A 23,142-nucleotide genomic window follows, 5' to 3' on the forward strand; every position below is an offset into this window, starting at 1 on the left:
TCCTCACTTAGAAGTACAAATGCGTCAATCCGTACGCCGCCAGCGTGGACACCCCCACCCCTATCAGCCCCGGCATCATGAAGCTGTGGTTGAGCAGGTATTTGCCGATGCGGGTGGTGCCGCTGCGGTCCATATTGATGGCCGCCAGATCGCTGGGATAAAAGGCGAAGAAGAAATAGGCGTAGCAGGAGGGCATGATGGCCAGCAGCTGGTGCGGGCTCAGACCCAGCGCCAGGCCGAAGGGCACCATGATGGTGAGCGTGGCGGCCTGGCTCTTGACGAAGGCGGACACGGCGAACATCGCCAGCGCGAAGGTCCACGGCGCGTAGGCCACCATGGCCTTGATATTGGCCACCAGCAGCGGCTCGTTGGCCTTGACGAAGGTGTCGCTCATCCAGGCGATGCCGAAGATGGACACCACGGCGATCATGCCGGCGGTGAACACCTCGGAGCGGGCGATCACCGCAGCCTTGGCGTTGGAACGGAACAGGATGAAGGCGCCGAAGGCCAGCATCACGAACTGCACCACCGTGGTCATGGGCACCGGCTTGCCCTGGCTGACCGGCAGCCATTGCGGAAACAGCGCCAACAGCACGATGACCAAGATGCCGGAGAAGAACAGCGCCACCGATTGACGCGCCGCCGCCGGCAGGGTCTTGTCCAGGGTGGTGACGGATTTTTCCACCGAGGCGCGGAAATCCGGGTCTTGCATCCGGGCCAGGAATTCCGGATCGCGGTCCAGCTCCACGCCTCGGCGCAGGCTCCAGCAGGCGGCGGCCAGCACGCCCAGCAGGCCGGACGGCGCGGTTACCATCAGGATTTGCCACAGGGTCAGCGGCTGGCCGCTATGGGAGGTCATCGCCAGCAGCGAGGTCACCGCCGCCGCCGCCGGGCTGGCGGTGATGCCCATCTGCGAGGCCACGCTGGCCATGGCCATCGGCCGTTCCGGGCGGATGCGGGTTTTCAGCGAGACGTCGGCGATCACCGGCAGCAGCGAATACACCGCGTGACCAGTGCCCACGCACATGGTGAGCAGGAAGGTGGACAGCGGCGCCAGGAAGGTGATTTGCTGCGGATGCCGGCGCATCAGCCGCTCCGCCTGCTGCACCAGGAAGTCCAGCCCGCCGGCCACTTGCAGCGTGGCCGAGGCGGTGACCACCGCCAGGATGATCAGCATCACGGTGATGGGCGGCTCCGCCGGCGCCACGCGGAACACGAAACACAGCACCGCCACGCCCAGCCCGCCTATCATGCCCAGGGCCACGCCGCCGCGGCGTATGCCCATCAGTATCGCTGTCAGCAACAGCGCGAATTGTATCCAGAAAATCCACATGATCTTGTCCCTATTAGCCATTGTTTTCCGCTGTTATAGGGGATTAACAGCTTCTGCTAATAGACCTTGATCAAGTCCGGCTCACAACGATTTCAAAACAGACCATTGGCATTGAACGCAGCCTGTATTCCAAGGCTTCCCGCCTGCTCTACCAACCTTGATAACAGCTAAGCAAGATATTCCGCATAGCTAAAACAGGCGACATGCGGCTCGCGCATGCGCAACCAAGTACAAGAGCTTGAAACTGTTTACGATCTCGCGAGCAAGGGCGAGGCAAAGCGAAAACCGCTGAGAAAGCGGAATGTACATGTGGTATATGAGCATTTCGAGGGCGTATTCACCGTGTCACGTTCCACAACGCGCAGCAGATCGTGAACAGGTTCTCAGCCCTGCGCATCCGGATCGGTGACCAGCCGCGAGAACATCTTGAAATCGCCCGGCTCGCCTCGCACCTGACGATATGCGCGCAGCAGGCCCTCGTATTGGAAACCGCAGCCGCGCAGCAATTGCTCGGCGCGCCGGTTGCCGTCGCGCGACGCCGCCTGCACCCGGTACAAGCGGCAGCCGGCAAACGCCCAAGCCGTAACCGCCTTGCAGGCCGCCAGCCCCAGCCCGCGTCCCCAATAGGCCGGCGCCAGGTCGAAATCCATTTCCGCGCTGCGATCCGCCGGCCAGACGGCGTCAAAACCAATGGAACCGGCCAAGCACCCCAGATCATCATCCACAATGGCCAGCCGCAACGGCGCACCCGGCTCATCGGAACGATAGGCCTGCACCAAGGGCGCCAGATCCGCCGCCGATTGCAGCTCCCGGCGCAGATGCTGCGCCACCTCAGGCAGGCGCAGATAGTCGTACCAGTCAGGAATATCCAGCATTTCCATTGGGCGCAGGCTGAAACCCTGCAAATCGATAGACGGCGGGGGTATCACATTCATCACGAGCACCAGAATGAGGCGACCGGCCCCGCGCCTGCAAGCGAAATGGACCCGGCCGCGCTTTATTGTGTACAGAAAGACCGCACTCCATTCTAGAAGATAGCTCGCCAATAGAAAGCCTATCTAGGCCCGCTCAAGGTCTCGCGAACAAGAGCGGGACTAGACGCAAACGGCTGAAGAAGCGGATCAGGCGGTCAAGGCCGGGCTGCCGGCTGGCGCGGCGGGCGCAGGCTGGGGAGCCTGGGCTTGCGCGTTGGCGGCCTGGATTTGCGGGCTATCGCCGGGGCTGAAGCTTTGCGTCACTTTGCCTGTCATCAGAATGCCCAGCACCACGATCACCGAATTGTCTATCGGCAAGGACGGCGAGCCTTTCTGGATCGAGGTGTAGGCCCAGACCAGCAGCACCCCCAGCGCCCACAGCAGGAAAGCCAGCCGCGTGGCGGAAAAGCTGCCGAAACCATCCTGCAAGAATTCTGAAACCTTCATCATCCATCCTTTCCCGTTGAACCGGCGGGCAGGCCGCCTGCTATTTAGCGATATAGCGCCGCGGCCAAGGGCCGGCAAAACCGGAAAACACTTAGAACCTGTTCTAAGAACCTGTTTACGAGCTACTGCGCGTCAGCGATACGGCGTTGAAAACCCCTTCGAAATACTCATGTACTATGTACATTCCGCGTTCTCAGCTGTCTTCGCCTTGTCTCGCTCTCCTGGCGTGAAAGCTAGTCTTTAGGCCGGCGCCTTCTCCGCCGGGCTTGGCCATAATACGGAAAGACAAGCGCTCAGCCGCCGCAGAAGCATCCCATTGCCTGTTTCAAGACTGCCGCCGCGGCGGCCATCCGCCCTCATGCCCACTCCATATCAACAAGCCGCCGCGCCCACGGGCCGAGCGGCGGTCCAGCTCGCTCTTTGATTGACCCTAACTTGGAAGGAGTCTCGCCATGAATCTAGATCAAGCCGTGCTGGACGACCCTATCGTCGAAGACACCGACGCTCAGATCGAAAAAGTGCTGGCCATGATGTCTGCCCAGGAATTGCAACGGCTGCAAGCCAAGTTGCGACAACTGTATCAGTTGGAGTATTCCGAAACCGACGCGCATCCCTTCAATATCAAAACCATCATCAAGGGACGCGATATCCGCTTTGCGCGCGGGGTGTCGCCGGCTTCCCGCGCCTTCATGATTCTGCACAGCCTGGGGCATTATTTTTTCATCTGCGCGGCCAGGCGCAAGAACATCGAGCGTTATGACTATATTTACGATCTGCGCGGGGTGCAGACGGCGCTGCACTATTACGAAACCGCCGGCCAGGGCAGCGGCCTGGATCAGCCGCCGCCGATGACGGCGCAGAAGCGCAAGGACCGGGTGTCCTTCGAAGTGGGCGCCAACCGTTTTGCCGCCGATCTGCTGGCCGACATCGGCTTCGGCCAGGCGGCGGCGCTGATTCAGCGCTATCAGGTGGGCGACATCAACTATATTCTTGATGTGTCGAGCGGCGGCAAGGCCGCCATCGTGCCCAGCGACCACGACTATCTGCGCCGCTATATTTGCGCCGGCTTGTCCATTGATCCCGACGACGCTTACGATGACGGCGTCTACGATCCGGACGCCTACCGCCGGGACGGCATAGATTGGCAACACATCGAGGATATCCGGCTTGAGATCCATTTCTTCTGATTCTTCTGGATGCGCATGGGCGGAATAAGCCGCCCACAACTGGGCGCCTTGTTCTGCTGCATGTTCATCATCGGCTCGGCCGAAGTGGCGGCCGGTCCGATGATGGCCTTGATGGGCCGCCATTTTGGCGTGCCTTCCAGTGCCATCGCCTATCTGCCCGCCGCTTACGGCCTGTGCTACGGCGTGTTCGCGCTGCTGGCCGGCCCCTTGTCCGACCGCTTCGGCCGCAAACCGCCGTTGCAGCTGGGCCTGCTCGGCTTCGCCTTGTGCTGCGCGCTGCTGCCCGCGGCGCCCAACCTGAACGCGGCCGTCGCGCTATCCGCGCTGAGCGGCCTTTGCGCGGCGGTGATCCAGCCCAACGCGCTGGCGCTGGTGGCGGACTTGGCCCCTCGCGCCCAGCTGGGTCAAAGGCTGGGTCAGGTCTTCATCGGCTTGATGCTGGCCTTTGTGCTGACGCCGGCGCTGGCCGGGAGGCTGGCGGACACCGCGGGCTGGCAGGCCAGTTATTACGCGCTGGCGGCGGCAGGCCTGCTGGCCTGGGCCGCGGTGCGGCGGCTGTTCCGCGCCGACGGTGGCCGCCTGACGGCGGACAGCGGCTTCCTGGCCACGTTGACCGGCGCCTGGCGCACGCCCGGCGCGCGGCGGCGCCTGTGCGTCAGCTATCTGTGGCTGGGCTGGGTGGCAGGCTTCGGCGCCGTCGTGGCCGAGGTGGCCGCGCGCAAGCTCACGCTCAGTTCCACCGGCGGCGGTCTGCTCGCCGGCGGTTTCGGCCTGGTGGTTGTGCTGGGTAATCTGTGCGGGCCGCCGCTGCAACGGCGGCTGGGCGAGGCGGCCTTGCCGGCGGCGGCGCTGGCGGCGGCGCTGGGCATCTTGTCCTTCCTGCTGCCGCTGACCGCTCTGTGGCAGCTGGCGCTGGCCGGCAGTCTTTGGGCCTTCGGCTACGGCTGCGCCGGTCCCTTGCACCACGCGCGCCTCAGCACCCTGTCCGAACGCTATCGCGGCACCCTCAATTCCTATCACGCCAGCTTGTTGAACCTGGGCATTTTTTCGGCTTCCCTGCTGCTGGGCCTGAGCAGCGAGCCTAGGCCCATCGCCTGGTTCTGTGCCGCAACCGGGCTCTTGACCCTGGCCGGCGCGCTCTTGTTGCTGCCCTTCGGGCCGGGCTTGCGGCCGGCGAGCGCCACCCCGTCCTGACAGGTTTCAAAACTATCGCCGGCATTGAGAAATACAATTTCGGCATCCGCTTGCAAATCCGCTCGCCGGACAAATCATGACAAATACGAAATGAAATGCCGTTCAACTAAGGAGTTGTCATGATATTCATTCGGGAAATTGATCATATCGTGCTGCGGGTCAGCAACCTGGCCAAGATGGAGCGTTTTTACGGCGAGGTATTGGGCTGCACCGTGGAGCGTCGGCGCGAGGACTTGGGGCTGGTGCAACTGCGCGCCGGTCATTCGCTGCTGGACCTGGTGCCGGTGGACGGGCCTCTGGGCCGGGCAGGCGGCCGCGCGCCGTCCGCGGAAGGCCGCAATCTGGATCACTTCTGCTTCCGCGTCGAGCCTTTCGACGAGGAGGCGATACGCGCCCACTTGGCCCGGCACGGCCTGAGCGTCGGGGAAACCGCCCAGCGCTACGGCGCCGAGGGCGACGGCCCCTCCTTGTACCTGCAGGACCCGGAGGGCAATGTCGTGGAGCTGAAAGGCCCGCCCTCCCCTTAGAACCTATTCAATGCCTGCCGCGCTTCCTGACGGCGCGGCGAGCGCCGCTTCGGCTCTCTGAGCCGCCTCCGCGGCCGCAAAGCCTTGGCCTCAAGATCCCAAACCGCTGTTGAACCCGCCGTCACCGCGCCCGCCTTGGGCTGGGTCTTTCGGCTTTTGGGCCGCTCCGGCAAACATGGTCGGCGGCTTTAATATTACTGGTTTGGATTTTTTTATTTAGACATAAATACTCTAGTCCAGACCGCTTTGATAATAGGGCGTTTAATCCGCCAGCCCTGAGCGCCTTAATTCAAACAATCGTTTGGAGTAAATACAGAAATTCAAACTGGCATTGAATTGGTATTAAACATCATCAATGGTCCCTATTTGCAACGAAACCAGTCACGTCCGGCAAATATAAAAAACCCCTGAAGCAGCCAGCGCCTTCAGGGGTTTTTGTTACGTGAGTCCGCGCTCAGGGCTGTTTGCGCGCCTGAATGCCCGCGGCCACTTTCCGCAGCTTGTCCGCATAGCCCGGATCCGTGGCGTAGCCGCCCTGGGCCAGCGCCTGAGCGAAAGCCTGGGCGTTGCCGCCCACGCCCAGCGCGCCGCGGTAACGCGGGTTGCCGGCCAGCAACTGCGCGTAATCGGCGAAAGCGTCCTGCAGGCCGGAATACGCGCGGAAGTTTTCAGTCCGCTTCACATCGCGGCCGTCCACATGCTCGGTGGTCAAGGCGCGTGTGACTTCGCCCTGCCAGCCCTTGCCGGCCTTGATGCCGAACAGATTGTGATTGCTGCCGCCGTCGGCGCGGGTCAGCGGACGCTGACCCCAGCCGGACTCCAGCGCCGCATGCGCGGACACCAGCTCCGGCGCCACGCCCAGCTTGGCGGCGGCTTGTTGCGCGTAAGGCGCGATGCTGTCGAGAAAGGCTTGCTGATCCGCGCCGTAGGGCATGCTGCCGCCCAGCGTGGCGTCCTGGACCCGCTGACGCGCCCAGGCGCCTTCCGGCGACAGGCTGGCCCAGCTATCCGAACCGTTCTCGATGAAGTCGCGCACCTCGCTGCGCAGCTGGCCGCTCCATTGGTCGGCGAAACGCTCGCCGTCCCCGCCGCCCTGGCCCATCAGCGGCAAAGCGACGGCGTCGGCGCCGAAGTCCGGCCCGGCGCCGATGTCATTGCGCACAGTAAACATCGCTGTCTCCATTCAGCACGCGGTTCATCAGGTCCTGCTGCTGTTGCAGCAGTTGGCCGTTGCGCAGGTTCAGGGTCTGGCACAGGCGGATCTGCTCCACCAGCGCATTCCAGCGCTGACGGCAGGCTTGCTCCGCGGCGGCGGGCAAAAGCTTGAGCACCGCGTCCATCGAGGCAGCGCGGCCCGCGCCCAGCAATTGGCCGGCCAGTTGCAGCCGCTGATCGCGGCTGGCCTGCAAGGCGTCGCATTGGGCGACGATGTCCGAGCCCAGTTGCCGCAACGCTTCGGCCTGGTGCGCCAGCGCGGCGGCGAACTGCTGTTCCAGCAGTTGCTCCAAGCGGCCGTAGCCTTGCAGGTCCTGCCCCACAGTGGCCAGCAGTTGTTTGAAGGCTTGCTCGCGATTCATTCAGCGGCTCCGGTGGTATTGCTCCACCAGGTCGGCCAGCCGGGCGGCGTCGAAGCGTACTTCGCCGCGCGCCAGCGCGGCGCGCACTTCTTCCACCCGTTTCATGTCGATGTCCGGCAGCGAGCGCAGCTCCGCCACCGCCGGCGCCATGTCCTGGCTCGCGGCGGGAGCGGCGACGGCCGCGGGCGCGCGGGCCGGCGTTTCCGGGGCGGCGCTCTGGCCGCCGACCGCCAGTTCGCGGCGTTGCGACGAGGTCGAGTTGATTTGCATAGTTTTGAAATCCGTCTGGGTTGGCTGTGCGAGCGGCTCGGGCGCTTGATGCCGCGTTGCGCGGCCGCTCGGAGCGGGCTTTGCGGCCCGCCCTCACCCCTTCAAGGCGACTGTCCGGGAAAAAACTTAAAAATTTACCGGTAACATTTTCAGAACGACAATGCGGCGGTTTTCCAGACGGATATATCGGCCAAACACCAGTTCCTTCAGGATCCGCGCCACCATCTCGCGGGAAGAGCCGATCTGGTCGGCGATTTCCTGCTGGGTCAGCTGCTTTTTCAGCACCATCTCATCGCCGTCCTGCTCTTCCAGCATTTGATTGATCAGGATGCGCACGCGGCCGTACACGTCCATCAACGCCAGGTTCTTGGCCTTGTTGGACATGCGGCGCACCACTTGCACCAGATGGCACATGATGCGGGTGCGGGCCTCCGGGCTGTGCGGCAGGCCGTCTTCGGTGTCGAACAGCTGCATCAGGCTGTCGCGGCTGAACACCAGCAGATGGCTGTCCTCGTCCGCCGCGCAATTGGAGCTGCGCTCGCCGCTGTCGATGAAGCCGACCATGCCGATCAGCTCCCCGGAAGCGCAGATTTGCAGAATGTATTTCTTGCTGAGTCCATCCGAAACAAAGACTTGCATGCAGCCGCTGGCCAGCAGGTAGACCTCGTTGGCGTTGTCGCCCTCGTTGTACAGCACCTCGCCCTTGCTCAAACGGCGGCTTTCGGCCAGCTCCAGCGCTTTGTCCAGCTTGTCGTTGTCCAGATGTCCGAACAAATGTGTGCCTCTTAACAAGGCTTTAATATTGTGGTTTTCATTCATGACCACGTCGTCCCCGATAGTCTTGCGATTGAATCGACTTTCCCGCAGATGTTTGCCGCCTTTTGGCGTCTTTTTTTGTCAACATCATCCGAGTCTTTCGCTCGGATTTTTATTAATCAGGTGCGGATTATAATATTAGCGGTTAACAAAAGTGTGAAAAAACACACATAAAAAAAGCCTGAAACGAATCAGGCTTTTGTTTTGAACCCAAAAAAATAAAAGTTCATCGGGTAGTTAGGCCATCTTGCAGCGCGCTATCCAGATCGGATTTCTGTAGTGGCGAACTTACAACACTGGTCTCGCGATTGCCGCTCTGCCCCGGCGGCCCGAACATGGCCACCACCGCCTGCGCTTGCTTGCTGGTCATCACCAAGAGCTCGATGCGGCGGTTGTAAGCAGCCAAGGGATGCGCGACGTCCAGCGGCGCCCGGTCCGCCATGCCCACCACTTGCAGGATGCCCGCGGCGTTCATGCCGCCTTCCAGCAGGTGCAGCCGCGCCGCCATCGCGCGGTTGCTGGACAAGCCCCAGTTCGAAAACGAACCGAAGCCGGCGGTCCGGTATTGCGCGGCGTCCGTGTGTCCGACAATCAGCAATTGATTGTCGATATGGCTGAACATATCGCCCATATCGTGCAGCAGGCGCTTGAAGCGCGGCTCTACGATGGCGCTGCCGCGCTCGAACATGCCCTGGTTGTCGGTGTCGTGCAGCATCACCCTCAAGCCGTAAGGCGTGACCACGGTCTGCAGATTGCTGGCCAAGCCGGCGTCTTGGCTCATCTTGGCCAGCAAACCGGCCAGCTTTTCCAGGTCCGCCACGCTGTCCAGGCTGCGCTGGCCTTGCCCGTCAAAGGTTTTCTTGGCCACCTTGTTGCTCTCCTGCAGCATGGAGTCCGCCTTGGTGGTGGTGGTGGGCTGGCCTGGAATCGGGTCGCGCGGGATCAGGCTGCCCGGCGGGGTGCCGGTGTGTTCGATGCTGCGCGAGCCGCCGGCCTTCAGCGGGCTGCCGCCGCCCGCGGTCAGCAATTGCTGCAGGTTTTCCTGGTCGCGCGCGGCCAGCACCCACAACACCAGGAACAAGCACATCAGCGCCAGCACGAAGTCGGCAAACGCTACTTTCCAGGCGCCGCCGTGCCCTTCGGAATCCTGACGGCGCGACACCTTCTTGATCACCGCGGCTTCATGCTCGCGATTGGGTTTATTCGCCATGCCCGCCATCCGCTCAGTTCACGCCTTCCAGCGCGTTGATCCAGGTTTCCAGCTGGGAGAAGCTGGGCTTGGTGTTCATCTGCACCAGACGGCGCCCGGCGTCGATGGCCAGCAGCGGCGGCTTGCCGGACACATGGGTGGTCAGCACCACTTTCACCGATTCGTAGTTGGACAGCTCTTGCTTGGCCAACTGATGCATCATATTGGACAGCGGGTCCAGCACGCCGTAGCAGAAGAAGATGCCGATGAAGGTGCCCACCATGGCGGCGGCCACTTTCTCGCTGATCTCGCCGGCGGTGGCGCCCTGGCTGACGCTGTTCATCGCCATCACGATGCCCAGCACCGCGGCCAGGATGCCGAAGCCCGGCATCGCCTCGGCGATCTTGTGCAGCGACTTGGACGGCTGATTCAGTTCTTCATGGATGGCGTCCAGTTCCTGGTCCAGCACGCCTTCCAGTTCGTGGGCGCTGATCTTGCCCATGGCCATCAGCCGGAAGTTGTCCACGATGAAGGCCAGCAGCTTGGGTTCTTCCAGCACCAGCGGGTAACGGTTGAACAGCGCGCTCTGGCGCGGCGCCTCCACGTGTTCGTCCAGCGCCTTCAGGCCCTGGCTGGCGGTGATCAGCAGTTCGTACATCAGCAGCAGCAGCTGGCGCTGGAATTCCGCGTCGTATTTCTTGCGCATGCCGACGCGCTTGATCTGGCCGCCCATTTCCGTGAGCACGTGCTGCGGGTTGCCCAGCACGATGGCGCCGACGGCGGCGCCGCAGATGATCAGCAGTTCCACCGGCTGCCAGATCACCGACATGATGCCGCCATGCAGCATGAAGCCGCCAAAGACACAAACCAGCACGATCAGAATGCCGAATAATTGCTGCATGTTTTCTTTCCTCGGACTCAGGCCGCTTGTAGGCGGACCTGCATTTTTTTGAGAGCGCTCTTGTTGATCTGGCAGACGCGGGCTTCGGTCAGCGCCAGCACCGCCGCGATCTCCTTGAGGCTCAGTTCAAATTCGTAATACAGCTGGATCACTTGCTGCTCGCGCGGGTTCAGCGCCTGCAAGGCCACGGTCAAGGCGCTTTTCAGCGCCAGCCGCTGTTCCGGATTGTCTTCCGCCGCCGGCTCAAGGCCCTGGGCCATCAGTTCGTCGAAGCTGGACAACGCTTCGGCGTTGTCCGCCAGCAGCGCTTCCTGATAGGCCTCGGCGCTGAGTCCCAGCAGCTGCATCGCCTCCGCCTCGCTGGGTTCGCGCCCCAGCTTGCGGCTGAGCAGGCGCAGGCCGTCGCGCACGCGGTGCGCTTCCTGGCGCACCGAACGCGGCCTCCAGTCCAGCCGACGCAGTTCGTCGAGAATGGCGCCGCGAATGCGCAAAATGGCGAAACCGGCGAACTTCTCGTCCGGCTCGCCATAGCGGCGCAGGCTCTCCAGCAAGGCCATCAGCCCCACCTGCTCCATGTCCTCCCGATCAAACACGCCGCCGGCCTGGGACGACAGCTGACGCGCCACTCGCTTGACCAGGTGGGCGTACTGGCGCAGCGCCTCGGCTTCGCCGCCGGCGCTGGCCGGGGCCTCGTCGTAACAGGCGTACATAGGGCTTACTCGATGATCAACTTGCTAACCATCACCTCGCTGAACGGCGCGTCGCGTCGCTCGCGCAGGAAACCGCCGGCATAGGCCTTGGCCAACAAGCGCTGGTAATCGTCTATGCTCATCGCCAGGGCCTTGTCCGCCGGCAGCTCCGACAGCGCTCGTACGGCGATGCTCTTCAGAAAGGGCAGTTGGGCCTTGACCTCCGCCTCCTGCTTTTCATTGCTGCGGAACACCAGGTCCACCGCCATGAAGCGGGTGGCGGATTCGCCGCCGCGCAGCATCACGATCACCTTGTCCATGCTGACGAAGCGCGCGTCCAGCGCCGCCACCGGCTTAGGCGCTTCCGCGGCCTGCGGCGCATGCGAACTCAGCCACCACCAGGCGCCGCCGCCCGCGGCCAGCGCCACCACGATGGCCACGATTAAAATCACTACGATGTTTCGGTTCATTCTTGCGCTTCCGCTGCTCAGCCCTGGCCCAGCCAGAAGCCTTGTCCATCACCCTGCCCCGCTTCCGCCAGCGCCCGTCCCGGCGCGCGTTGCGGCTGCTGTTGCCCCTGGCGTTCACGCTGCTGACCGTGGCCGCCCTGCCCCGGCGCGCCTTCGCGCACTTCCACCGCCACCTGCGTGTATTGGCGATTGGACAGGTCCTGGCGCAGCGCGTCGCCTATGGCTTGCAGCTGCCGCACCACTTCACCGTGCGAGGCGGTCAACTGCACTTGCAGTGCGCCGGCTTCGTGGCGGATGGAGATTTCCAGAGAACCGAGCGATGGCGGGTCCAGGCGGATCAGCGCGCGGTCCATGCCGTGGCTGCTTTGCACTTGCAGACGTTCGCCCAGCGCGGCGCTGAGTTTGTCGCCCCACTTGGCCGGCTGCTCCGCCGGCAGCTGGATCGGCGCCCACTCCGGCAGCGGCACGCCGGCCTTGTCCTGCGGCTGCGGCGCAATGGCGGCCAATAGCGGCGAGGCGGGCTGCGCCTGCGTCGGGAGTTCGCGGCCGGCCTGGGTCTCGCCGGCCGCGGCAGGCTTGGCCGGCAGCGGCGCCAGGGTGTTGATCGCGGCGGACAGCGCGTCCGCCGGCATCGCCGCCTCGGCGTTTTGACGCGGCGTCGCCGCCGTGGCGACGCGCGCGGCCGCGTCCACGCCGGCTTGCGCCGGCGCGCCGGCCTGAGACGCAAGGACCGGCGGCTGCGGCGCAACCGGCATCAGCGGCAGAGGCTGCGCGACGGGGACGCCGGGCTGCGCGGCCGGCGTTTCGGCCTTGGCTTCGTCGCCCGCGGGGGCTTCGGCGTCGGTTGCGACTGTCGGCGCGGCGTTCTGCCCGTCCATCAGGCTGGCCAGCAAGGCGCTGGCGAAATCGCCGCCGGCATCCGGCGCCGCCGCGTTCGGGTCCAGCAAGGGATCGGCCGGCGCGGCGTCGGCGGGCGTTGACGCGCCGCCGGCGAGAAGATTGGGGGGCAAGGATACGTTCATGCTTGATTCCAGTCGCTGACTTCGGCGTAGGCGATTTGCGCTTCGCGCTGATGGCTCAGCGCGGCGATTTTTTCTTGCAGTTCCGCGGAGTCGGCGCGGCAAACTTCCAGCGCGTCGCGGTAGACGGCGCGCAAGGCGGCGCGCGCGGCGGCGTCCAGCGCCTGAGGCTGGGTGCGCAGCAGTTCCGCCAAGAGTTGGTCCAGCGCGGCCAGGCGTTCCCAGTCGCGCTCGGCGCAGGCGCGGCGGATGGCGGCTTCCAGCGCGGCCGGCTCAGGCGGCTTCATGCTGGTCCCGCACGCCTATCCAGCCGCCCTTGAGCTTGATCAGCAGCTGTTCGGCCTCGTCCAGCGCCGCCACGTCCAGATTGACGCTGGCGTGGTAGAGCCGGTAGGCGCAATAGTCGTAGAGCCGCGCCAGATTGGTGACCACCTCGCCGCCGGTGTCGAAGTCCAGCGCGCTGGACAGGCCGTTGAGGATGTTGATGCACTTGCTGATGCTCTCGCCCTTTTGCTCGTAGCGCTGGTTTTCCAGATGGCCGCGCGCGCGCGCCATTTCTTCCAGCAGGCCGTCGAACAGCACCAGCACCAACTGCACCGGCGAGGCGGAGTGGGTCTGCGCTTCCAGATTGACCGCGTGATAGCTGCGGTAGGCGTCGTAATCCACGTTGTCGTGCTCCTGTTCTAATCAATAGGCGGGAGGTCCTCCCTCCCGCCGAATTCAATGCGGCCAAGCAAATCCGGGACGGATTCAGAAGGAAAGCATGCCCAGAGTCTTCTGCATGTCTTCCTGCATCTTCTGCAGCTGGGTGAACTGCGTCAGGTAGCGCTTGTAGCTCTGGTCGTACTGGGTCTTCAGCCGCACCTGGCGGCTATCCAGATCTTTCTGGATGCGGGATTCGGAATCCTTGCGCAGCTTGAGCAGGCCGCTGCTGCCGTTCAGCCATTTGTCCAGGTAGTCGCTGCTTTGCTTGACCACGCCGTTCTTGTTGTCGCCGTTGACGAAACGATCCAGCGCGTCCGGCTTGTCCTTCAGGGTGTCGTTCAGTTTCTTGCTGTCCAGGCTCAAGCTGCCGTCGCGGTTGGCCTTGATGCCCAGCTGGTTCAAAGTGATGCCGTCGTAGGGCTGGCGCAGCAGACCGTTGATGCCGTCTTTCAGACTGCGGATGCCGGAGTCGCTGGCGAAGGGGCCGCCGGTCTTGCCTTCCTTGCCCGGCGCGGACAGGTCGGAGATGGCGCTGGCCAGCTTGTTGTAGCTGTCGACGAAGCCTTGCACATTGCTCACGGTGTCGGCCTCGTTGCGCGATACCGACAGCTGCAAGGGGGTGTCGCCCGGCTTCATCGCCTTGCTGATGGTCAGGTTGACGCCGTCTATGCTTTCGAAGGTGTTGGACGCCTGCTTCATTTGCACGCCGGTGTCCTTATTGCCCAGCCAGACGATGGCGTCCTGACCCTTGGTCAGCTCTTTGGGGCTGGCAAGGCCGGTCTTGAGGCCGGCGTCGCTGACTTGGCTCAGGTCCAGCGTGACGACGCCGCTCTCGCCGGTCTTGCCGGAAGACATCACCAGCTGGCTGGTGCCGCCGTTGTTCAACACCATGGCGTTGACCTTGCCGCTGTTGCCGCTGGCGCGGTTGATGGCCAAAGCCAGCTCCGACGGAGACAGATTGCCGTCGCCGTCGCGGTCCGCGCTGCTCAGGTCCACTTCAAAGCTGTCGCTGCCCTGGCGGATGGTGATCTTGTCGCCGGCCTGGGCCTTGGCGCCGGACAGGCTGCCAAAGGACAGCTGGTGGGCGGTGGCCACTTGTTCGATGAACAGCGAGTAGTTGCCCGGCTGGGCGTTGCCCTTGGCGCTGACGCTGCCGAAGCCTTCCTGGCTGATGCTGGCGCTCATCGCCACCAGGCTTTTCTTGGTGGTGATGCCGGACAGCGCGCTGCGATAGTCTTGCAAGGCTTTTTGCAGCTTGTTCAGCGCGTCGCCGCGCGCCTGCGCCGCCTTACTCTGGTTGTCCAGTTGGTTCTGGGCGTCTTGCAGGTACAGGCTGGCGGCGTTTTGGGCCAGCGCCGAGGGCGGGGTCTTGCTGAAATCGATAGCCATTTGGAATCCTTTCGCTGTGCGCGGACCGGATCGGCGTCCGGGCGGAAGATGGATGGTAGTGACTGTTCAGTGCGACCGCCGTCCGGCTTTTCTTGAGCCGCCGTGAATAATCACGCTCCGCGCAGCCAGGCTTGCCCGGCCAGTTCATCGGTTTGTTTCTGTTCTTTCTTCAGCCGCAGACGCAGCAGGCTTTCCGCCGCCTGATCGCGCACCTGGACCATCACCTCGCGGCGCAGACTGGCTTGCAGCAGCGCGCGCTGGCTGACCGCGGCGTCCGCCTCGGCCAGTTGCAGATCCTGCTGCTGCGAGGCCATCAGGCCCAGCAGCGCGCCCTTGTAGTCGGCGCAGTTGCGCGCCAAAGCCGGGTGGCCGGCGTCGGCGCTGGCGCCGCTCTGGCCGCACAGCTCACCCATGCGCAAAATGTTGCGGCGGTAGCGCTCCTGCAACTGACGCTTGCCTTCCACCTCGCTTTGCAAGCGGTCCACGTCCTGCTGCCGCAATTGGACCATCAGGCCCAGGCGGCGCACGTCTTCGGGCTGGCTCATGTCGCGATCATCTCCATCAAACCGTTCCGGCTGTCTTCATAACTCGCGGCCTCGGCCGCGCCCTGGCGCAGGAAAGCCTCCAGCCTGGGCATCAGCCGCACCGCGCGGTCGGTGTCCGCGTCGGCGCCGGCGACATAGCCGCCCAAGGGGATCAGGCTGCGCACTTCCTGATAGCGGGACCAGGCGCCGCGCGCGCCGCGCGCCGCCTCCGCGTGTTCCGCCTCGGTCAGCTGGCTCATGCAGCGGCTGACCGAACGGCCGATGTCGATGGCCGGATAGTGACCGCGCTCGGCCAGTTCGCGCGACAACACGATGTGGCCGTCCAGAATGGCCCGCGCGGTGTCCACCACCGGGTCTTGCTGGTCGTCGCCCTCGGCCAGCACGGTGTAGATGGCGCTCATGCTGCCGGCGCCGCCCTCGCCGTTGCCGGCGCTCTCCGCCAGCGAGGGCAAGAGGCCGAACACCGACGGCGGATAACCGCGGGTGGCCGGCGGCTCGCCCAGCGCCAACGCCACTTCGCGCTGCGCCATCGCATAGCGGGTCAGCGAATCCACCAGCAGCAGCACATTGCGGCCCTGGTCGCGGAAGTGGGCGGCGATGGTGTGGGTCAATTCGGTGGCCTTCAGCCTCATCAGCGGCGACTCGTCGGCCGGCGCCACCACCAGCACCGCCTTGGCCAGGCCGGCTTCGCCCAGCGAGTGCTCGACGAACTCCCGCACTTCGCGGCCGCGCTCGCCGATCAGGCCCACCACCACCACGTCGGCTTCGGTATGACGGGTGATCATGCCCAGCAACACGCTTTTGCCGACACCGGAACCGGCGAACAGACCGACGCGCTGGCCGCGGCCTATGGTGAGCAGGCTGTTGATCGCGCGCACGCCCACATCCAGCGGCGCGGACACCGGCTGTTTTTTCAAAGGATTGATTTGCGGCGGGTGGGCGGCCAGCGGCTGTTCGCCGCCAAGGCGGCCCAGGCCGTCCAGCGGCTCGCCCAGGCCGTTGACGATGCGGCCCAGCCACGACGGTCCTATCATCAGGCCGCCGCTGTCGGCGGCCGGCAACACCCGCGCGCCGGTGCTCAGACCCACCGGCTTCTTGAACGGCATCAGATAGGAGACTTCGCGCTTAAAGCCCACCACCTGGGCTTGCAGCCAGCCGCCGCCGGTGGTTTCGATCACGCAGCGCTGGCCGGTTTCCAGCGGACAGCCCACGCTTTCCAGCAGCAGACCGGACGCGCCCACCAGGCGGCCGCTGACGGTAGCCACCGGCACCTCGGGCAGTTCCAGCCGTCCCAACGCCTGGCGCAGCATGGCTTAAGCCTCCGCCTCGGCCGCCGCCGGCTCGTCGGCGTCGTGTTGCAGTTGTGCGCGCACCGTGGCGATGCAAGCTTCCAGCCGCTGCTGACAACCGGCGTCGGCCTCGGACTCCGGCGTGCGGATCCGGCATTCGCCGTGCGGCAGCTGCGCGTCGGCCACCAAGCGCCAGCGCGCGGCGCGCTCCGGCGCCAGTTCGCGGATGCGCTGGCATTCCTCGGCGTTGAGCAGGACTTCCACCTCGTCCTGCTGATATTGGCCCGGCGGCAGCGCGGCCAGGGTTTCGTCCACCAGGTCCAGGATCTGCACCGGCTTGAGCGCCAGCTCGCAACGGATGACCTGGCGCGCCACTTTGGCCACCAGTTCCACCACCTCGTCGCGCATCGCCGCCTGGTATTCCTCGCTGACGCGGCGCAGCTCGGTCAGCGCGGCCTCCAGCGGCCGGCCCAGGTCGGCCAGCTCGGCCAGGGCTTCGCGGCGCGCCGCCGCCTGCCCTTCCTGGCGGCCCTGTTCCAGGCCCGCGGCGTAGCCGGCTTCGCGGCCGGCGGCTTCCCCGCTGGCCAGGCCTTCGTTGTAACCGGCGTCCATGCCCTGGCGGAAGCCGTCGGCGGCGGAGGCCTGGATCTGGGCGGAGTCCTGCGCGTCCAGCGGCAGGTCCAGCGCGCTGTGGATCAGCGGCGGGAAACGGAAGGGGCGCCAGGCCTTCACTCGACCACTTCCTCGGGGAATAGCTGCAGGTCGATTTCGCCGGCCTGAGCCAACTGTTTGACCTGAGCCATGATGTCGGCGCGCACTTCTTCCACGCGGCTCAGCGGCACCGGGCCGGAGCGGCGCATCATGCCGTCGAAGTTCTGCGCCTGACGGCGCGGCATGGTCTGGACGATGGCTTCGCGCACCGCCGGCTCCGCGCCCTTGAGCGCGATGGCCCATTGCTCCAGCGGAATGTCTTCGCTGATGCGCATCAGCACGGCTTCGGTCTGGCGCGACAGGATGAAGAAGTCGTACATGCGGGTTTCGATTTCCTCGACGATGTCCGGATCGTGGGCGCGCAGCAGTTCCATCATGCGTTGGCGGTCGCCCGGCAGGCGATTGAGGATGTCGGCGGTCTGCTGCATGCCTTCCACCGCGGTGCTCTGGGTGTGCAGGCTTTCCAGACAGCGATTGACCAGTTCTTCCAGTTCTTCCAAGAGTTCGCGGTCCACGTCCTTGAGCCGGGCCACGTTGACCAGCACGCTGTCGCGGCTGTCCGCCGGCAACGCGTCCACCACTAGGCCGGCCAAGGCCGGCGGCAGGAAGGCGAGGAAGACCGCCTGCATGCGCACGTGCTCGCCGGCGATGCGGTCCGCCAACCATTGCGGCGACACCCATTGCAGCCGCGCCATCTTGGGACGGATGGCGTCGCCGTAGATGGTGTCCAGCACGCTGTTGGCGATATCGCTGCCCAGCGCCAGGTCCAGCGAGCGCTTGAGGAAGGCGCGGCTGGCGCCGTGCACCCCGCTCTGCTCGCGGTATTCGTCGAAGAATTTCTGAATCGTGGTCTTGACCGCGTCCACCTTGATGCCGCTCATGCCGGACATCGCCTGGGTCACTTGCAACAGTTCTTCGCGGCTCAGACAGCGCAGCACGGCGGCGGCGGGTTCCTCTCCCATGCACAACAGCAGCACGGCGGCCTGCTCGATGGTGTTCATCGCTTCTGCGGCGGGCGCGACGGCGGCCGGCGGCAAGGCCGGCGCTACGGCGTTATTGGTTTCGTCCATTTTTCTGCACCCATTGTTTGACGACTTCGGCGACGCGTTCCGGTTCTTTGGCGGCCAGGCCCTTCAGGTGGTCTACCAGCACATCGACGCTGGAGCCGGCCGGCGGCAGATCGTAGTTTTCCAGCAGCGGCACCACCGGGCTGGCGCCGGCGCCGGCCGCGGCGGCCAAGGCCGCCGGTTGCGGCGCGGAGGACAGCTGAGCCTGGCGCGCGGCGCGCAGGTCGGCGCCGTCCATCAGCGGATCGGGTTTCAGTTCCAGCGCTTCCGGCTGCTGATATTCGCGCAGCTGACGGTCGGTCAGCTGGCGCAACATCTTCAGCAGCGGACGCGCCAGCAACAGGTAGGCCAGCAGCAGGCCGAAGGCGTAAACGACCCAGCGCGCGGCTTCGAACCAGGTGTCTTGCTGCATCCAGATCGGCTCCGGCTCGGACAGCGCGGAGAAGTTGAGCGTGGACACCGCCAGGGTGTCGCCGCGCTCGGCGTGGATGCCCAAGCCGTTGCGCAGCACCTTGTCCACATTGGCCAGCTCGGCCGGCTTCCAGCCGCCCTTGGCCGGCGCGGCGGCCTGGTTCAACACCACGGCCACGCTCAGGCGGCGCAGCGTGCCGCGCGCCTTCTTGATCTGGGTGACGCTACGGTCGTAAGCGTATTGGCGGGTGACGGCGTTCTTGCTGTTGCCGGCTTTTTCCGAGGCGGAGCCGGAGGCGTCGGTGTTGACCGGGCGGTTGCTGAGCGAGCCGGGCACGCCCAGCGCCATTTTCTCGGTGGAGGTTTCCTCGCGGGAGGCCTCGTTGGTGACCTTGGGCGCTTCGCCGTATTTCTCGCGGGTTTCCTCCACGCGGTCGTTGTCCACGTCAGCGGTGACGCTGACCTTGAAATTGTCCTTGCCCAGCACCGGGGTCAGCAGGTCGCGGACGTTTTGCAGCGCTTCCTCGCGGAAGCGGCGAGCGGCGTCGCTCTCATTGCCGCCCAGCATACCGTCGTCGCTCAAGTCCACGCGGGAGGACAGCAGATTGCCGGCCTGGTCCACCAGGGTGACCTGGGACGGCGACAGCGTGGACACGCTGCCGGCCACCAGCTTGATCACCGCGGCCACTTGTTCGTTGTTCAGTTGCTGACCGGGCTTAAGGGTCACCACCACCGAGGCGGAGCCCTTGTCGTTGGCCGCGCCGACGAAGGACGTGGCGCGCGGCAGCGACAGATGGACGCGCGCTGCGGACACCGGCTCCAGCGCCAGAATGCTTTGCACCAGCTCGCCTTCCAGGCCGCGGCGGAAACGCACGTCCTGCACGAACTGGCTGACGCCCAGCGGGTCGTTCTTGTCCAACAGCTCCAGGCCGGACGGCAGCTGCGCCACCACGCCCTTGGCCGCCAGCTGCATGCGCACGCGGCCCAGCTGGCTGTCCGGCACCAGCACCTGGCCGGTTTGCGGATGGATGCGATAGGGGATTTTTTCGGCGTCCAGCACCGCCATCATGTCGGCGGCCACCACTTTTTCCTGGGCGCCGAACACCGGCTTGTAGCTGGCGTCGTCGCGCCACAGCCACAGGCTGATCATCACGGTGACACCTATGGCCAGCGCGACGATGGGAAGCGCCAGGCGCAAGGAATGTCCGGAAACGGGCCAAGGGCCGCCCAGACGGGTTTGCACGGCCGCGACGCCGCTGCGAAAACGATTCAACACGGGCATGGTCCTCGCGGCTTACAGCTGCATCTTGATCAAGTCGTCCACGGCGCCCACCACCTTATTGCGCACTTGCATCAGCATGGAGAACGACAGGCTGGCTTCCTGGCTCATCAGCATGGCGCCGACCAGGTCGTCGCTTTTGCCGCTGTCCACGTCGACCATTTTTTCGGAAGCCGCGCGGTTCTGCGCGTCCACATCGCGGATGGCCGCGCCCATGGCGTCGGTGAAGCTGGCTGTGGTGGCCGGCTCTTCGCTGTGCTGCGGCGGCGCAATCGGCGCGCTGCGCGCCATCCCGGCCATTTCGCCGAGCATCTGCTTGCGGTCGGCATGAATCATCAAACCCAGGTTGGTCGCCATCGGAAATCCTTGTCGGGCGGAGCCCGTTATTATTGAGTGGCCAATCAAGGCCGGTTTCACGTCTGCGGCCCGCCGCCCTGCGGCGGCGAGCGTATCGAAGCGGCAGCCCCGAGATGAGGACTTGTAACCATGCCATCATCCTGACGCCAGGATACGAGCGGCGATTTTAAACTTTATGCTTAAACCAACAGCCGTGAATTTTCACAAAGTGTGACGTGAATTTTCCCCCTTTACCCAGCGGCGGCAGCCAGTAAGATGCACACTCCATAAGGTTTAGCCTGCCGTTTGCCTCCGCTCGCGAGCCGCGAATTTAGTACCTTCTAGTACAGTTCGCATCCAGCGCCGCAGAGGGCGGGCCGGCCTTGATGAACACCAGGCCGCCGCGGTTTAAGCGCCGCGCCCCTTCCGTCGCCCGCGCGCGCCGGCCGGGCGCGCCGGCGGCGCCAAGTCCACGCCTTCACCGAGAATCGAGATGCCAAGAGCCAGAATCATTTCGCAGCATGACGGCGCCCAATTGCCGGCTCTCGACCTGCGCACGCTGGGACGACCGTTCCATCTGCTGCCTGTCTTCGGCAAAGCCCTGCAAGAAGAGCTGGCGGATTTCCTGCAGCAAGAACTGAACCGCCGCTACCACGCGCGTTTCCACATCCGGGCCTTGGAACAGACGCAGCCGGCCGCCGACGAGCGCCGCTGGCTGTGGCACGCGCTGGACGGCTGCCAGCTGGGCAGCCATATCGAACGGCCGCTGTTGCTGCGCTTGCTGGATTACCGCTTCGGCGCGCCGGCCACGCAGCCGGACGCCGACGCCGGCGCGCCGGCGGAAACCGAAACCGAGCGCCGCCTGGCGCGCAGCCTGGCGGAGCGCTTGCTGCCCCGGCTATTGCAATGCGTGTTGCGCTTGGACCGCCAGGCCGGCGGCCTGCCGCCCGGCCCGGCCGACTGCGCGCTGCTGCCCTTCGTGCCGCCCGGCACCGGGGTCTGGGAGATCCGCCTGGACATCGGCGACGGCGATCACGCCGTCGGCGCGCTGCGCCTGCAATTGGACGCCGCCTGCTTCGAACGCCTGCTGAAAAATCTGTCCGGCCGCCGCGACAGCGCCGACGCCCAGGCCGCGCCGGCGGAGACCTTCCGCGACCGGCTGCGGGTGCGCTTGCAGGCGCGCTTGCTGGACCGCGAAATGGCGCTGGGCGACATCATGGACCTGCGCCCCGGCAGCGTGTTGCCGGTGAAGCTGCACGCCAGGAGCGAAGTGCTGGTCGGCGCTTCGCGGCTGTTCGACGCCGAAGTGGCCGAACAGCACGGCAAGCTGTGCCTGACCGCTTTTGTCGTCAGCGAATAACTCTACACACACAGAACAAGCAAGGATGAGCATGGACTTGAACGACGATTTCGATCTGGGCGGCGTGCTGGACGGCCTGGACGGCCAAAACGACGCGGACGCCAAGCCGGCTGACGACGCCGCGGCGCGGCGGCCGCAACGCGACATGACCCAGTTCCTGCGCAAAATCCCGGTCCGGCTGACGCTGGAAGTGGGCGGCGCCGACATCTCGCTGGCCGATCTGGTCAATATCGAGAACGGTTCGGTGGTGGAGTTGGACAAGCTGGCCGGCGAACCGCTGGACATCAAGGTCAACGGTACGGTGATCGGCCGCGGCGAGGTGGTGGTGGCCGGCGAGAACTACGGCCTGCGGGTGGTGGAGCTGAACGATCTGGAACTGGACAGCCTGGCCTGATGGGACTCTTGAAGAAGCTGCGCCCCCTGCTGCGACCCAGCCTCATCGCTACGGGGCTTTGGGCGCTGGCTGCCGCCTGTCAGGCCGAACCGCTGAAGCTGCTGTCCGCCAACGCCGGCGGCACGCCGGTGGACTTCACCATCAAGACCCAGATCCTGATCCTGATGACCCTGCTCGGGCTCTTGCCCGTGCTGGTGCTGATGATGACCAGCTTCACCCGCTTCATCATCGTGTTGTCCCTGCTGCGCCAAGCGCTGGGCCTGCAACAAGGCCTGCCCAACCGCATCGTCACCGGGGTGGCGCTGATTCTGACCCTGCTGGTGATGCGGCCGGTGGGGCTGGAGGTGTGGAACCACGCCTTGCAGCCCTTCGATCAGGACAAGATCACCATGCAGCAGGCGCTGGAGATCGCGCAGAAGCCCATCAGCCGCTTCATGCTGGCGCAGACCAGCAAGACCGCGCTGGCGCAGATCGCCCGGCTGTCCGGCGAAGAAAAGATCACCAATCCGCAGGACCACGCCTTCGCGGTCAAGCTGGCCGCCTTCGTGCTGTCGGAATTGAAAACCGCGTTCCAGATAGGCTGCATGTTGTTCATCCCCTTCCTGGTGATAGACCTGGTGGTGTCCAGCGTGCTGATGGCGATGGGCATGATGATGCTGTCGCCGCTGGTGATTTCGCTGCCGCTCAAGCTGCTGCTGTTCGTGCTGGTGGACGGCTGGTCGCTGACGGTGAACACCCTGGTCACCTCGATACAGGCTTATTGAGCGCGCTCTTGAGAATGGACTTGCCATGCTGACCCCCGATATCGCCGTCGACATCGTCAACGACAGCTTGCGCGTCGTCGTCACCCTGGTGGTGCTGCTGATCCTGCCCAGCCTGATCGTCGGCGTCATCGTCAGCCTGATTCAGGCCGCCACCCAGATCAACGAACAGACGCTGTCCTTCCTGCCGCGGCTGCTGGTGACCCTGCTGACCATCGCCATCGCCGGCCACTGGATCACCGGCTTCCTGATGGATTTCTGCGTGGCGATGTTCCAGCGCGCCGCCGGTTTGGTCGGATAGC

The 23,142-nt window shown here is 64.9% G+C and carries 28 protein-coding genes; 7 read left to right on the forward strand and 21 right to left on the reverse strand.

The annotated features are described in order from the left end of the window. Positions 1–7: 7 nt before the first annotated feature. The 3 genes from HA052_RS16695 to HA052_RS16705 all read right to left on the reverse strand — a co-directional run bounded on the left by HA052_RS16695 (position 8) and on the right by HA052_RS16705 (position 2,757). A complete protein-coding gene (locus HA052_RS16695; protein ID WP_240937392.1) occupies positions 8–1,354 on the reverse strand; it encodes an anaerobic C4-dicarboxylate transporter in 1,347 nt (448 codons plus the stop codon). A 362-nt stretch (positions 1,355–1,716) separates the two neighbouring features. Continuing rightward, complete coding sequence (locus tag HA052_RS16700) at positions 1,717–2,268, reverse strand: GNAT family N-acetyltransferase (protein WP_166452748.1); 552 nt, start codon at positions 2,266–2,268, stop codon at positions 1,717–1,719. A gap of 186 nt (positions 2,269–2,454) precedes the next feature. Beyond that, positions 2,455–2,757: a hypothetical protein gene (locus tag HA052_RS16705; RefSeq protein WP_081545773.1), complete on the reverse strand. Its 303-nt coding sequence runs from the start codon at positions 2,755–2,757 to the stop codon at positions 2,455–2,457. A gap of 449 nt (positions 2,758–3,206) precedes the next feature. Between HA052_RS16705 and HA052_RS16710 the strand changes: the two genes are divergently transcribed. The 3 genes from HA052_RS16710 to HA052_RS16720 all read left to right on the forward strand — a co-directional run bounded on the left by HA052_RS16710 (position 3,207) and on the right by HA052_RS16720 (position 5,662). After that, positions 3,207–3,941: a hypothetical protein gene (locus tag HA052_RS16710; protein WP_081545775.1), complete on the forward strand. Its 735-nt coding sequence runs from the start codon at positions 3,207–3,209 to the stop codon at positions 3,939–3,941. Between the two features lie 15 nt (positions 3,942–3,956). Beyond that, on the forward strand, positions 3,957–5,135 hold the full coding sequence (locus HA052_RS16715) for an MFS transporter (RefSeq protein WP_166452749.1): 1,179 nt from the start codon (positions 3,957–3,959) through the stop codon (positions 5,133–5,135). A 119-nt stretch (positions 5,136–5,254) separates the two neighbouring features. Then, on the forward strand, positions 5,255–5,662 hold the full coding sequence (locus tag HA052_RS16720) for a VOC family protein (protein ID WP_166452750.1): 408 nt from the start codon (positions 5,255–5,257) through the stop codon (positions 5,660–5,662). 454 nt (positions 5,663–6,116) lie between these two features. On the opposite strand, the gene HA052_RS16725 is transcribed toward HA052_RS16720, so the two are convergent. The 18 genes from HA052_RS16725 to fliE all read right to left on the reverse strand — a co-directional run bounded on the left by HA052_RS16725 (position 6,117) and on the right by fliE (position 20,346). Further along, entirely contained in the window at positions 6,117–6,833 is a 717-nt protein-coding gene (locus HA052_RS16725) for a glucosaminidase domain-containing protein (RefSeq protein WP_166452751.1), read from the reverse strand. Beyond that, positions 6,814–7,239: a flagellar export chaperone FlgN gene (gene flgN, locus HA052_RS16730; RefSeq protein WP_166452752.1), complete on the reverse strand. Its 426-nt coding sequence runs from the start codon at positions 7,237–7,239 to the stop codon at positions 6,814–6,816. Before flgN ends, HA052_RS16725 begins: the two co-directional genes overlap by 20 nt. Beyond that, the gene (flgM, locus tag HA052_RS16735; protein ID WP_166452753.1) at positions 7,240–7,509 is read right to left on the reverse strand and encodes a flagellar biosynthesis anti-sigma factor FlgM; all 270 of its coding nucleotides are present in this window, start codon (positions 7,507–7,509) and stop codon (positions 7,240–7,242) included. Positions 7,510–7,635: 126 nt separating this feature from the next. Next, complete coding sequence (locus HA052_RS16740) at positions 7,636–8,283, reverse strand: Crp/Fnr family transcriptional regulator (RefSeq protein ID WP_240937393.1); 648 nt, start codon at positions 8,281–8,283, stop codon at positions 7,636–7,638. Positions 8,284–8,551: 268 nt separating this feature from the next. Continuing rightward, on the reverse strand, positions 8,552–9,535 hold the full coding sequence (locus HA052_RS16745; protein WP_240937394.1) for a flagellar motor protein MotB: 984 nt from the start codon (positions 9,533–9,535) through the stop codon (positions 8,552–8,554). Positions 9,536–9,548: 13 nt separating this feature from the next. Continuing rightward, a complete protein-coding gene (gene motA / locus HA052_RS16750) occupies positions 9,549–10,415 on the reverse strand; it encodes a flagellar motor stator protein MotA (RefSeq protein ID WP_166452756.1) in 867 nt (288 codons plus the stop codon). 17 nt (positions 10,416–10,432) lie between these two features. Then, positions 10,433–11,125, reverse strand: coding sequence for an RNA polymerase sigma factor FliA (gene fliA, locus HA052_RS16755; RefSeq protein ID WP_166452757.1), 693 nt, complete (start codon positions 11,123–11,125; stop codon positions 10,433–10,435). 5 nt (positions 11,126–11,130) lie between these two features. Beyond that, on the reverse strand, positions 11,131–11,574 hold the full coding sequence (locus HA052_RS16760; protein WP_166452758.1) for a flagellar basal body-associated FliL family protein: 444 nt from the start codon (positions 11,572–11,574) through the stop codon (positions 11,131–11,133). A gap of 17 nt (positions 11,575–11,591) precedes the next feature. Further along, the gene (locus HA052_RS27995; protein ID WP_206118937.1) at positions 11,592–12,596 is read right to left on the reverse strand and encodes a flagellar hook-length control protein FliK; all 1,005 of its coding nucleotides are present in this window, start codon (positions 12,594–12,596) and stop codon (positions 11,592–11,594) included. After that, positions 12,593–12,880 carry a hypothetical protein gene (locus tag HA052_RS16770; protein ID WP_081545788.1) on the reverse strand — a complete coding sequence of 96 codons (288 nt, stop codon included), beginning with the start codon at positions 12,878–12,880 and terminating at the stop codon, positions 12,593–12,595. The genes HA052_RS27995 and HA052_RS16770 overlap by 4 nt, the downstream gene beginning before the upstream one ends. Further along, positions 12,867–13,259, reverse strand: a complete 393-nt coding sequence (gene fliS / locus HA052_RS16775; protein ID WP_081545790.1) for a flagellar export chaperone FliS — start codon at positions 13,257–13,259, stop codon at positions 12,867–12,869. Before fliS ends, HA052_RS16770 begins: the two co-directional genes overlap by 14 nt. An 84-nt stretch (positions 13,260–13,343) precedes the next feature. Beyond that, positions 13,344–14,687: a flagellar filament capping protein FliD gene (gene fliD, locus HA052_RS16780; protein WP_166452759.1), complete on the reverse strand. Its 1,344-nt coding sequence runs from the start codon at positions 14,685–14,687 to the stop codon at positions 13,344–13,346. Positions 14,688–14,797: 110 nt separating this feature from the next. Continuing rightward, the gene (fliJ, locus tag HA052_RS16785) at positions 14,798–15,232 is read right to left on the reverse strand and encodes a flagellar export protein FliJ (protein WP_081575891.1); all 435 of its coding nucleotides are present in this window, start codon (positions 15,230–15,232) and stop codon (positions 14,798–14,800) included. Next, entirely contained in the window at positions 15,229–16,542 is a 1,314-nt protein-coding gene (gene fliI / locus HA052_RS16790; protein WP_166452760.1) for a flagellar protein export ATPase FliI, read from the reverse strand. The genes fliJ and fliI overlap by 4 nt, the downstream gene beginning before the upstream one ends. Positions 16,543–16,545: 3 nt before the next feature. Next, the gene (gene fliH, locus HA052_RS16795) at positions 16,546–17,253 is read right to left on the reverse strand and encodes a flagellar assembly protein FliH (protein WP_166452761.1); all 708 of its coding nucleotides are present in this window, start codon (positions 17,251–17,253) and stop codon (positions 16,546–16,548) included. After that, positions 17,250–18,302: a flagellar motor switch protein FliG gene (locus tag HA052_RS16800; protein ID WP_240937395.1), complete on the reverse strand. Its 1,053-nt coding sequence runs from the start codon at positions 18,300–18,302 to the stop codon at positions 17,250–17,252. The genes fliH and HA052_RS16800 overlap by 4 nt, the downstream gene beginning before the upstream one ends. Beyond that, positions 18,286–19,986 (reverse strand): flagellar basal-body MS-ring/collar protein FliF, encoded by a 1,701-nt coding sequence (gene fliF / locus HA052_RS16805; RefSeq protein ID WP_346774567.1) that lies wholly within the window; start codon positions 19,984–19,986, stop codon positions 18,286–18,288. The genes HA052_RS16800 and fliF overlap by 17 nt, the downstream gene beginning before the upstream one ends. A gap of 18 nt (positions 19,987–20,004) precedes the next feature. Continuing rightward, complete coding sequence (gene fliE, locus HA052_RS16810) at positions 20,005–20,346, reverse strand: flagellar hook-basal body complex protein FliE (protein ID WP_081545803.1); 342 nt, start codon at positions 20,344–20,346, stop codon at positions 20,005–20,007. Between the two features lie 472 nt (positions 20,347–20,818). Between fliE and HA052_RS16815 the strand changes: the two genes are divergently transcribed. From HA052_RS16815 to fliQ, 4 genes are read left to right on the forward strand one after another with little or no spacing between them, the layout of a single operon-like run. Continuing rightward, positions 20,819–21,685, forward strand: coding sequence for a FliM/FliN family flagellar motor C-terminal domain-containing protein (locus HA052_RS16815; protein ID WP_166452763.1), 867 nt, complete (start codon positions 20,819–20,821; stop codon positions 21,683–21,685). 31 nt (positions 21,686–21,716) lie between these two features. After that, complete coding sequence (fliN, locus tag HA052_RS16820; RefSeq protein ID WP_107798657.1) at positions 21,717–22,079, forward strand: flagellar motor switch protein FliN; 363 nt, start codon at positions 21,717–21,719, stop codon at positions 22,077–22,079. Continuing rightward, positions 22,079–22,843: a flagellar type III secretion system pore protein FliP gene (gene fliP, locus HA052_RS16825; RefSeq protein WP_240937396.1), complete on the forward strand. Its 765-nt coding sequence runs from the start codon at positions 22,079–22,081 to the stop codon at positions 22,841–22,843. The genes fliN and fliP overlap by 1 nt, the downstream gene beginning before the upstream one ends. Before the next feature lie 25 nt (positions 22,844–22,868). After that, positions 22,869–23,141, forward strand: coding sequence for a flagellar biosynthesis protein FliQ (fliQ, locus tag HA052_RS16830; protein ID WP_043590304.1), 273 nt, complete (start codon positions 22,869–22,871; stop codon positions 23,139–23,141). Position 23,142: the final 1 nt, after the last annotated feature.

The sequence above is a fragment of the Chromobacterium fluminis genome (assembly GCF_011602385.1).
Taxonomy (GTDB): domain Bacteria; phylum Pseudomonadota; class Gammaproteobacteria; order Burkholderiales; family Chromobacteriaceae; genus Chromobacterium; species Chromobacterium fluminis.

Bases quoted from the DNA above. Each gene is read 5' to 3' on its own strand.
- HA052_RS16705 (WP_081545773.1), bottom strand. From the start codon at position 2,757: ATGATGAAGGTTTCAGAATTCTTGCAGGATGGTTTCGGCAGCTTTTCC.
- HA052_RS16815 (WP_166452763.1), top strand. From the start codon at position 20,819: ATGCCAAGAGCCAGAATCATTTCGCAGCATGACGGCGCCCAATTGCCG.
- HA052_RS16770 (WP_081545788.1), bottom strand. From the start codon at position 12,880: ATGAAGCCGCCTGAGCCGGCCGCGCTGGAAGCCGCCATCCGCCGCGCC.
- fliA (WP_166452757.1), bottom strand. From the start codon at position 11,125: ATGTACGCCTGTTACGACGAGGCCCCGGCCAGCGCCGGCGGCGAAGCC.
- fliI (WP_166452760.1), bottom strand. From the start codon at position 16,542: ATGCTGCGCCAGGCGTTGGGACGGCTGGAACTGCCCGAGGTGCCGGTG.
- HA052_RS27995 (WP_206118937.1), bottom strand. From the start codon at position 12,596: ATGAACGTATCCTTGCCCCCCAATCTTCTCGCCGGCGGCGCGTCAACG.
- motA (WP_166452756.1), bottom strand. From the start codon at position 10,415: ATGCAGCAATTATTCGGCATTCTGATCGTGCTGGTTTGTGTCTTTGGC.
- HA052_RS16695 (WP_240937392.1), bottom strand. From the start codon at position 1,354: ATGGCTAATAGGGACAAGATCATGTGGATTTTCTGGATACAATTCGCG.
- HA052_RS16745 (WP_240937394.1), bottom strand. From the start codon at position 9,535: ATGGCGAATAAACCCAATCGCGAGCATGAAGCCGCGGTGATCAAGAAG.
- fliD (WP_166452759.1), bottom strand. From the start codon at position 14,687: ATGGCTATCGATTTCAGCAAGACCCCGCCCTCGGCGCTGGCCCAAAAC.
- HA052_RS16720 (WP_166452750.1), top strand. From the start codon at position 5,255: ATGATATTCATTCGGGAAATTGATCATATCGTGCTGCGGGTCAGCAAC.
- flgM (WP_166452753.1), bottom strand. From the start codon at position 7,509: ATGCAAATCAACTCGACCTCGTCGCAACGCCGCGAACTGGCGGTCGGC.
- flgN (WP_166452752.1), bottom strand. From the start codon at position 7,239: ATGAATCGCGAGCAAGCCTTCAAACAACTGCTGGCCACTGTGGGGCAG.
- fliP (WP_240937396.1), top strand. From the start codon at position 22,079: ATGGGACTCTTGAAGAAGCTGCGCCCCCTGCTGCGACCCAGCCTCATC.
- fliQ (WP_043590304.1), top strand. From the start codon at position 22,869: ATGCTGACCCCCGATATCGCCGTCGACATCGTCAACGACAGCTTGCGC.
- fliE (WP_081545803.1), bottom strand. From the start codon at position 20,346: ATGGCGACCAACCTGGGTTTGATGATTCATGCCGACCGCAAGCAGATG.
- HA052_RS16700 (WP_166452748.1), bottom strand. From the start codon at position 2,268: ATGAATGTGATACCCCCGCCGTCTATCGATTTGCAGGGTTTCAGCCTG.
- HA052_RS16800 (WP_240937395.1), bottom strand. From the start codon at position 18,302: ATGGACGAAACCAATAACGCCGTAGCGCCGGCCTTGCCGCCGGCCGCC.
- HA052_RS16725 (WP_166452751.1), bottom strand. From the start codon at position 6,833: ATGTTTACTGTGCGCAATGACATCGGCGCCGGGCCGGACTTCGGCGCC.
- fliJ (WP_081575891.1), bottom strand. From the start codon at position 15,232: ATGAGCCAGCCCGAAGACGTGCGCCGCCTGGGCCTGATGGTCCAATTG.
- fliN (WP_107798657.1), top strand. From the start codon at position 21,717: ATGGACTTGAACGACGATTTCGATCTGGGCGGCGTGCTGGACGGCCTG.
- HA052_RS16760 (WP_166452758.1), bottom strand. From the start codon at position 11,574: ATGAACCGAAACATCGTAGTGATTTTAATCGTGGCCATCGTGGTGGCG.
- HA052_RS16710 (WP_081545775.1), top strand. From the start codon at position 3,207: ATGAATCTAGATCAAGCCGTGCTGGACGACCCTATCGTCGAAGACACC.
- HA052_RS16715 (WP_166452749.1), top strand. From the start codon at position 3,957: ATGGGCGGAATAAGCCGCCCACAACTGGGCGCCTTGTTCTGCTGCATG.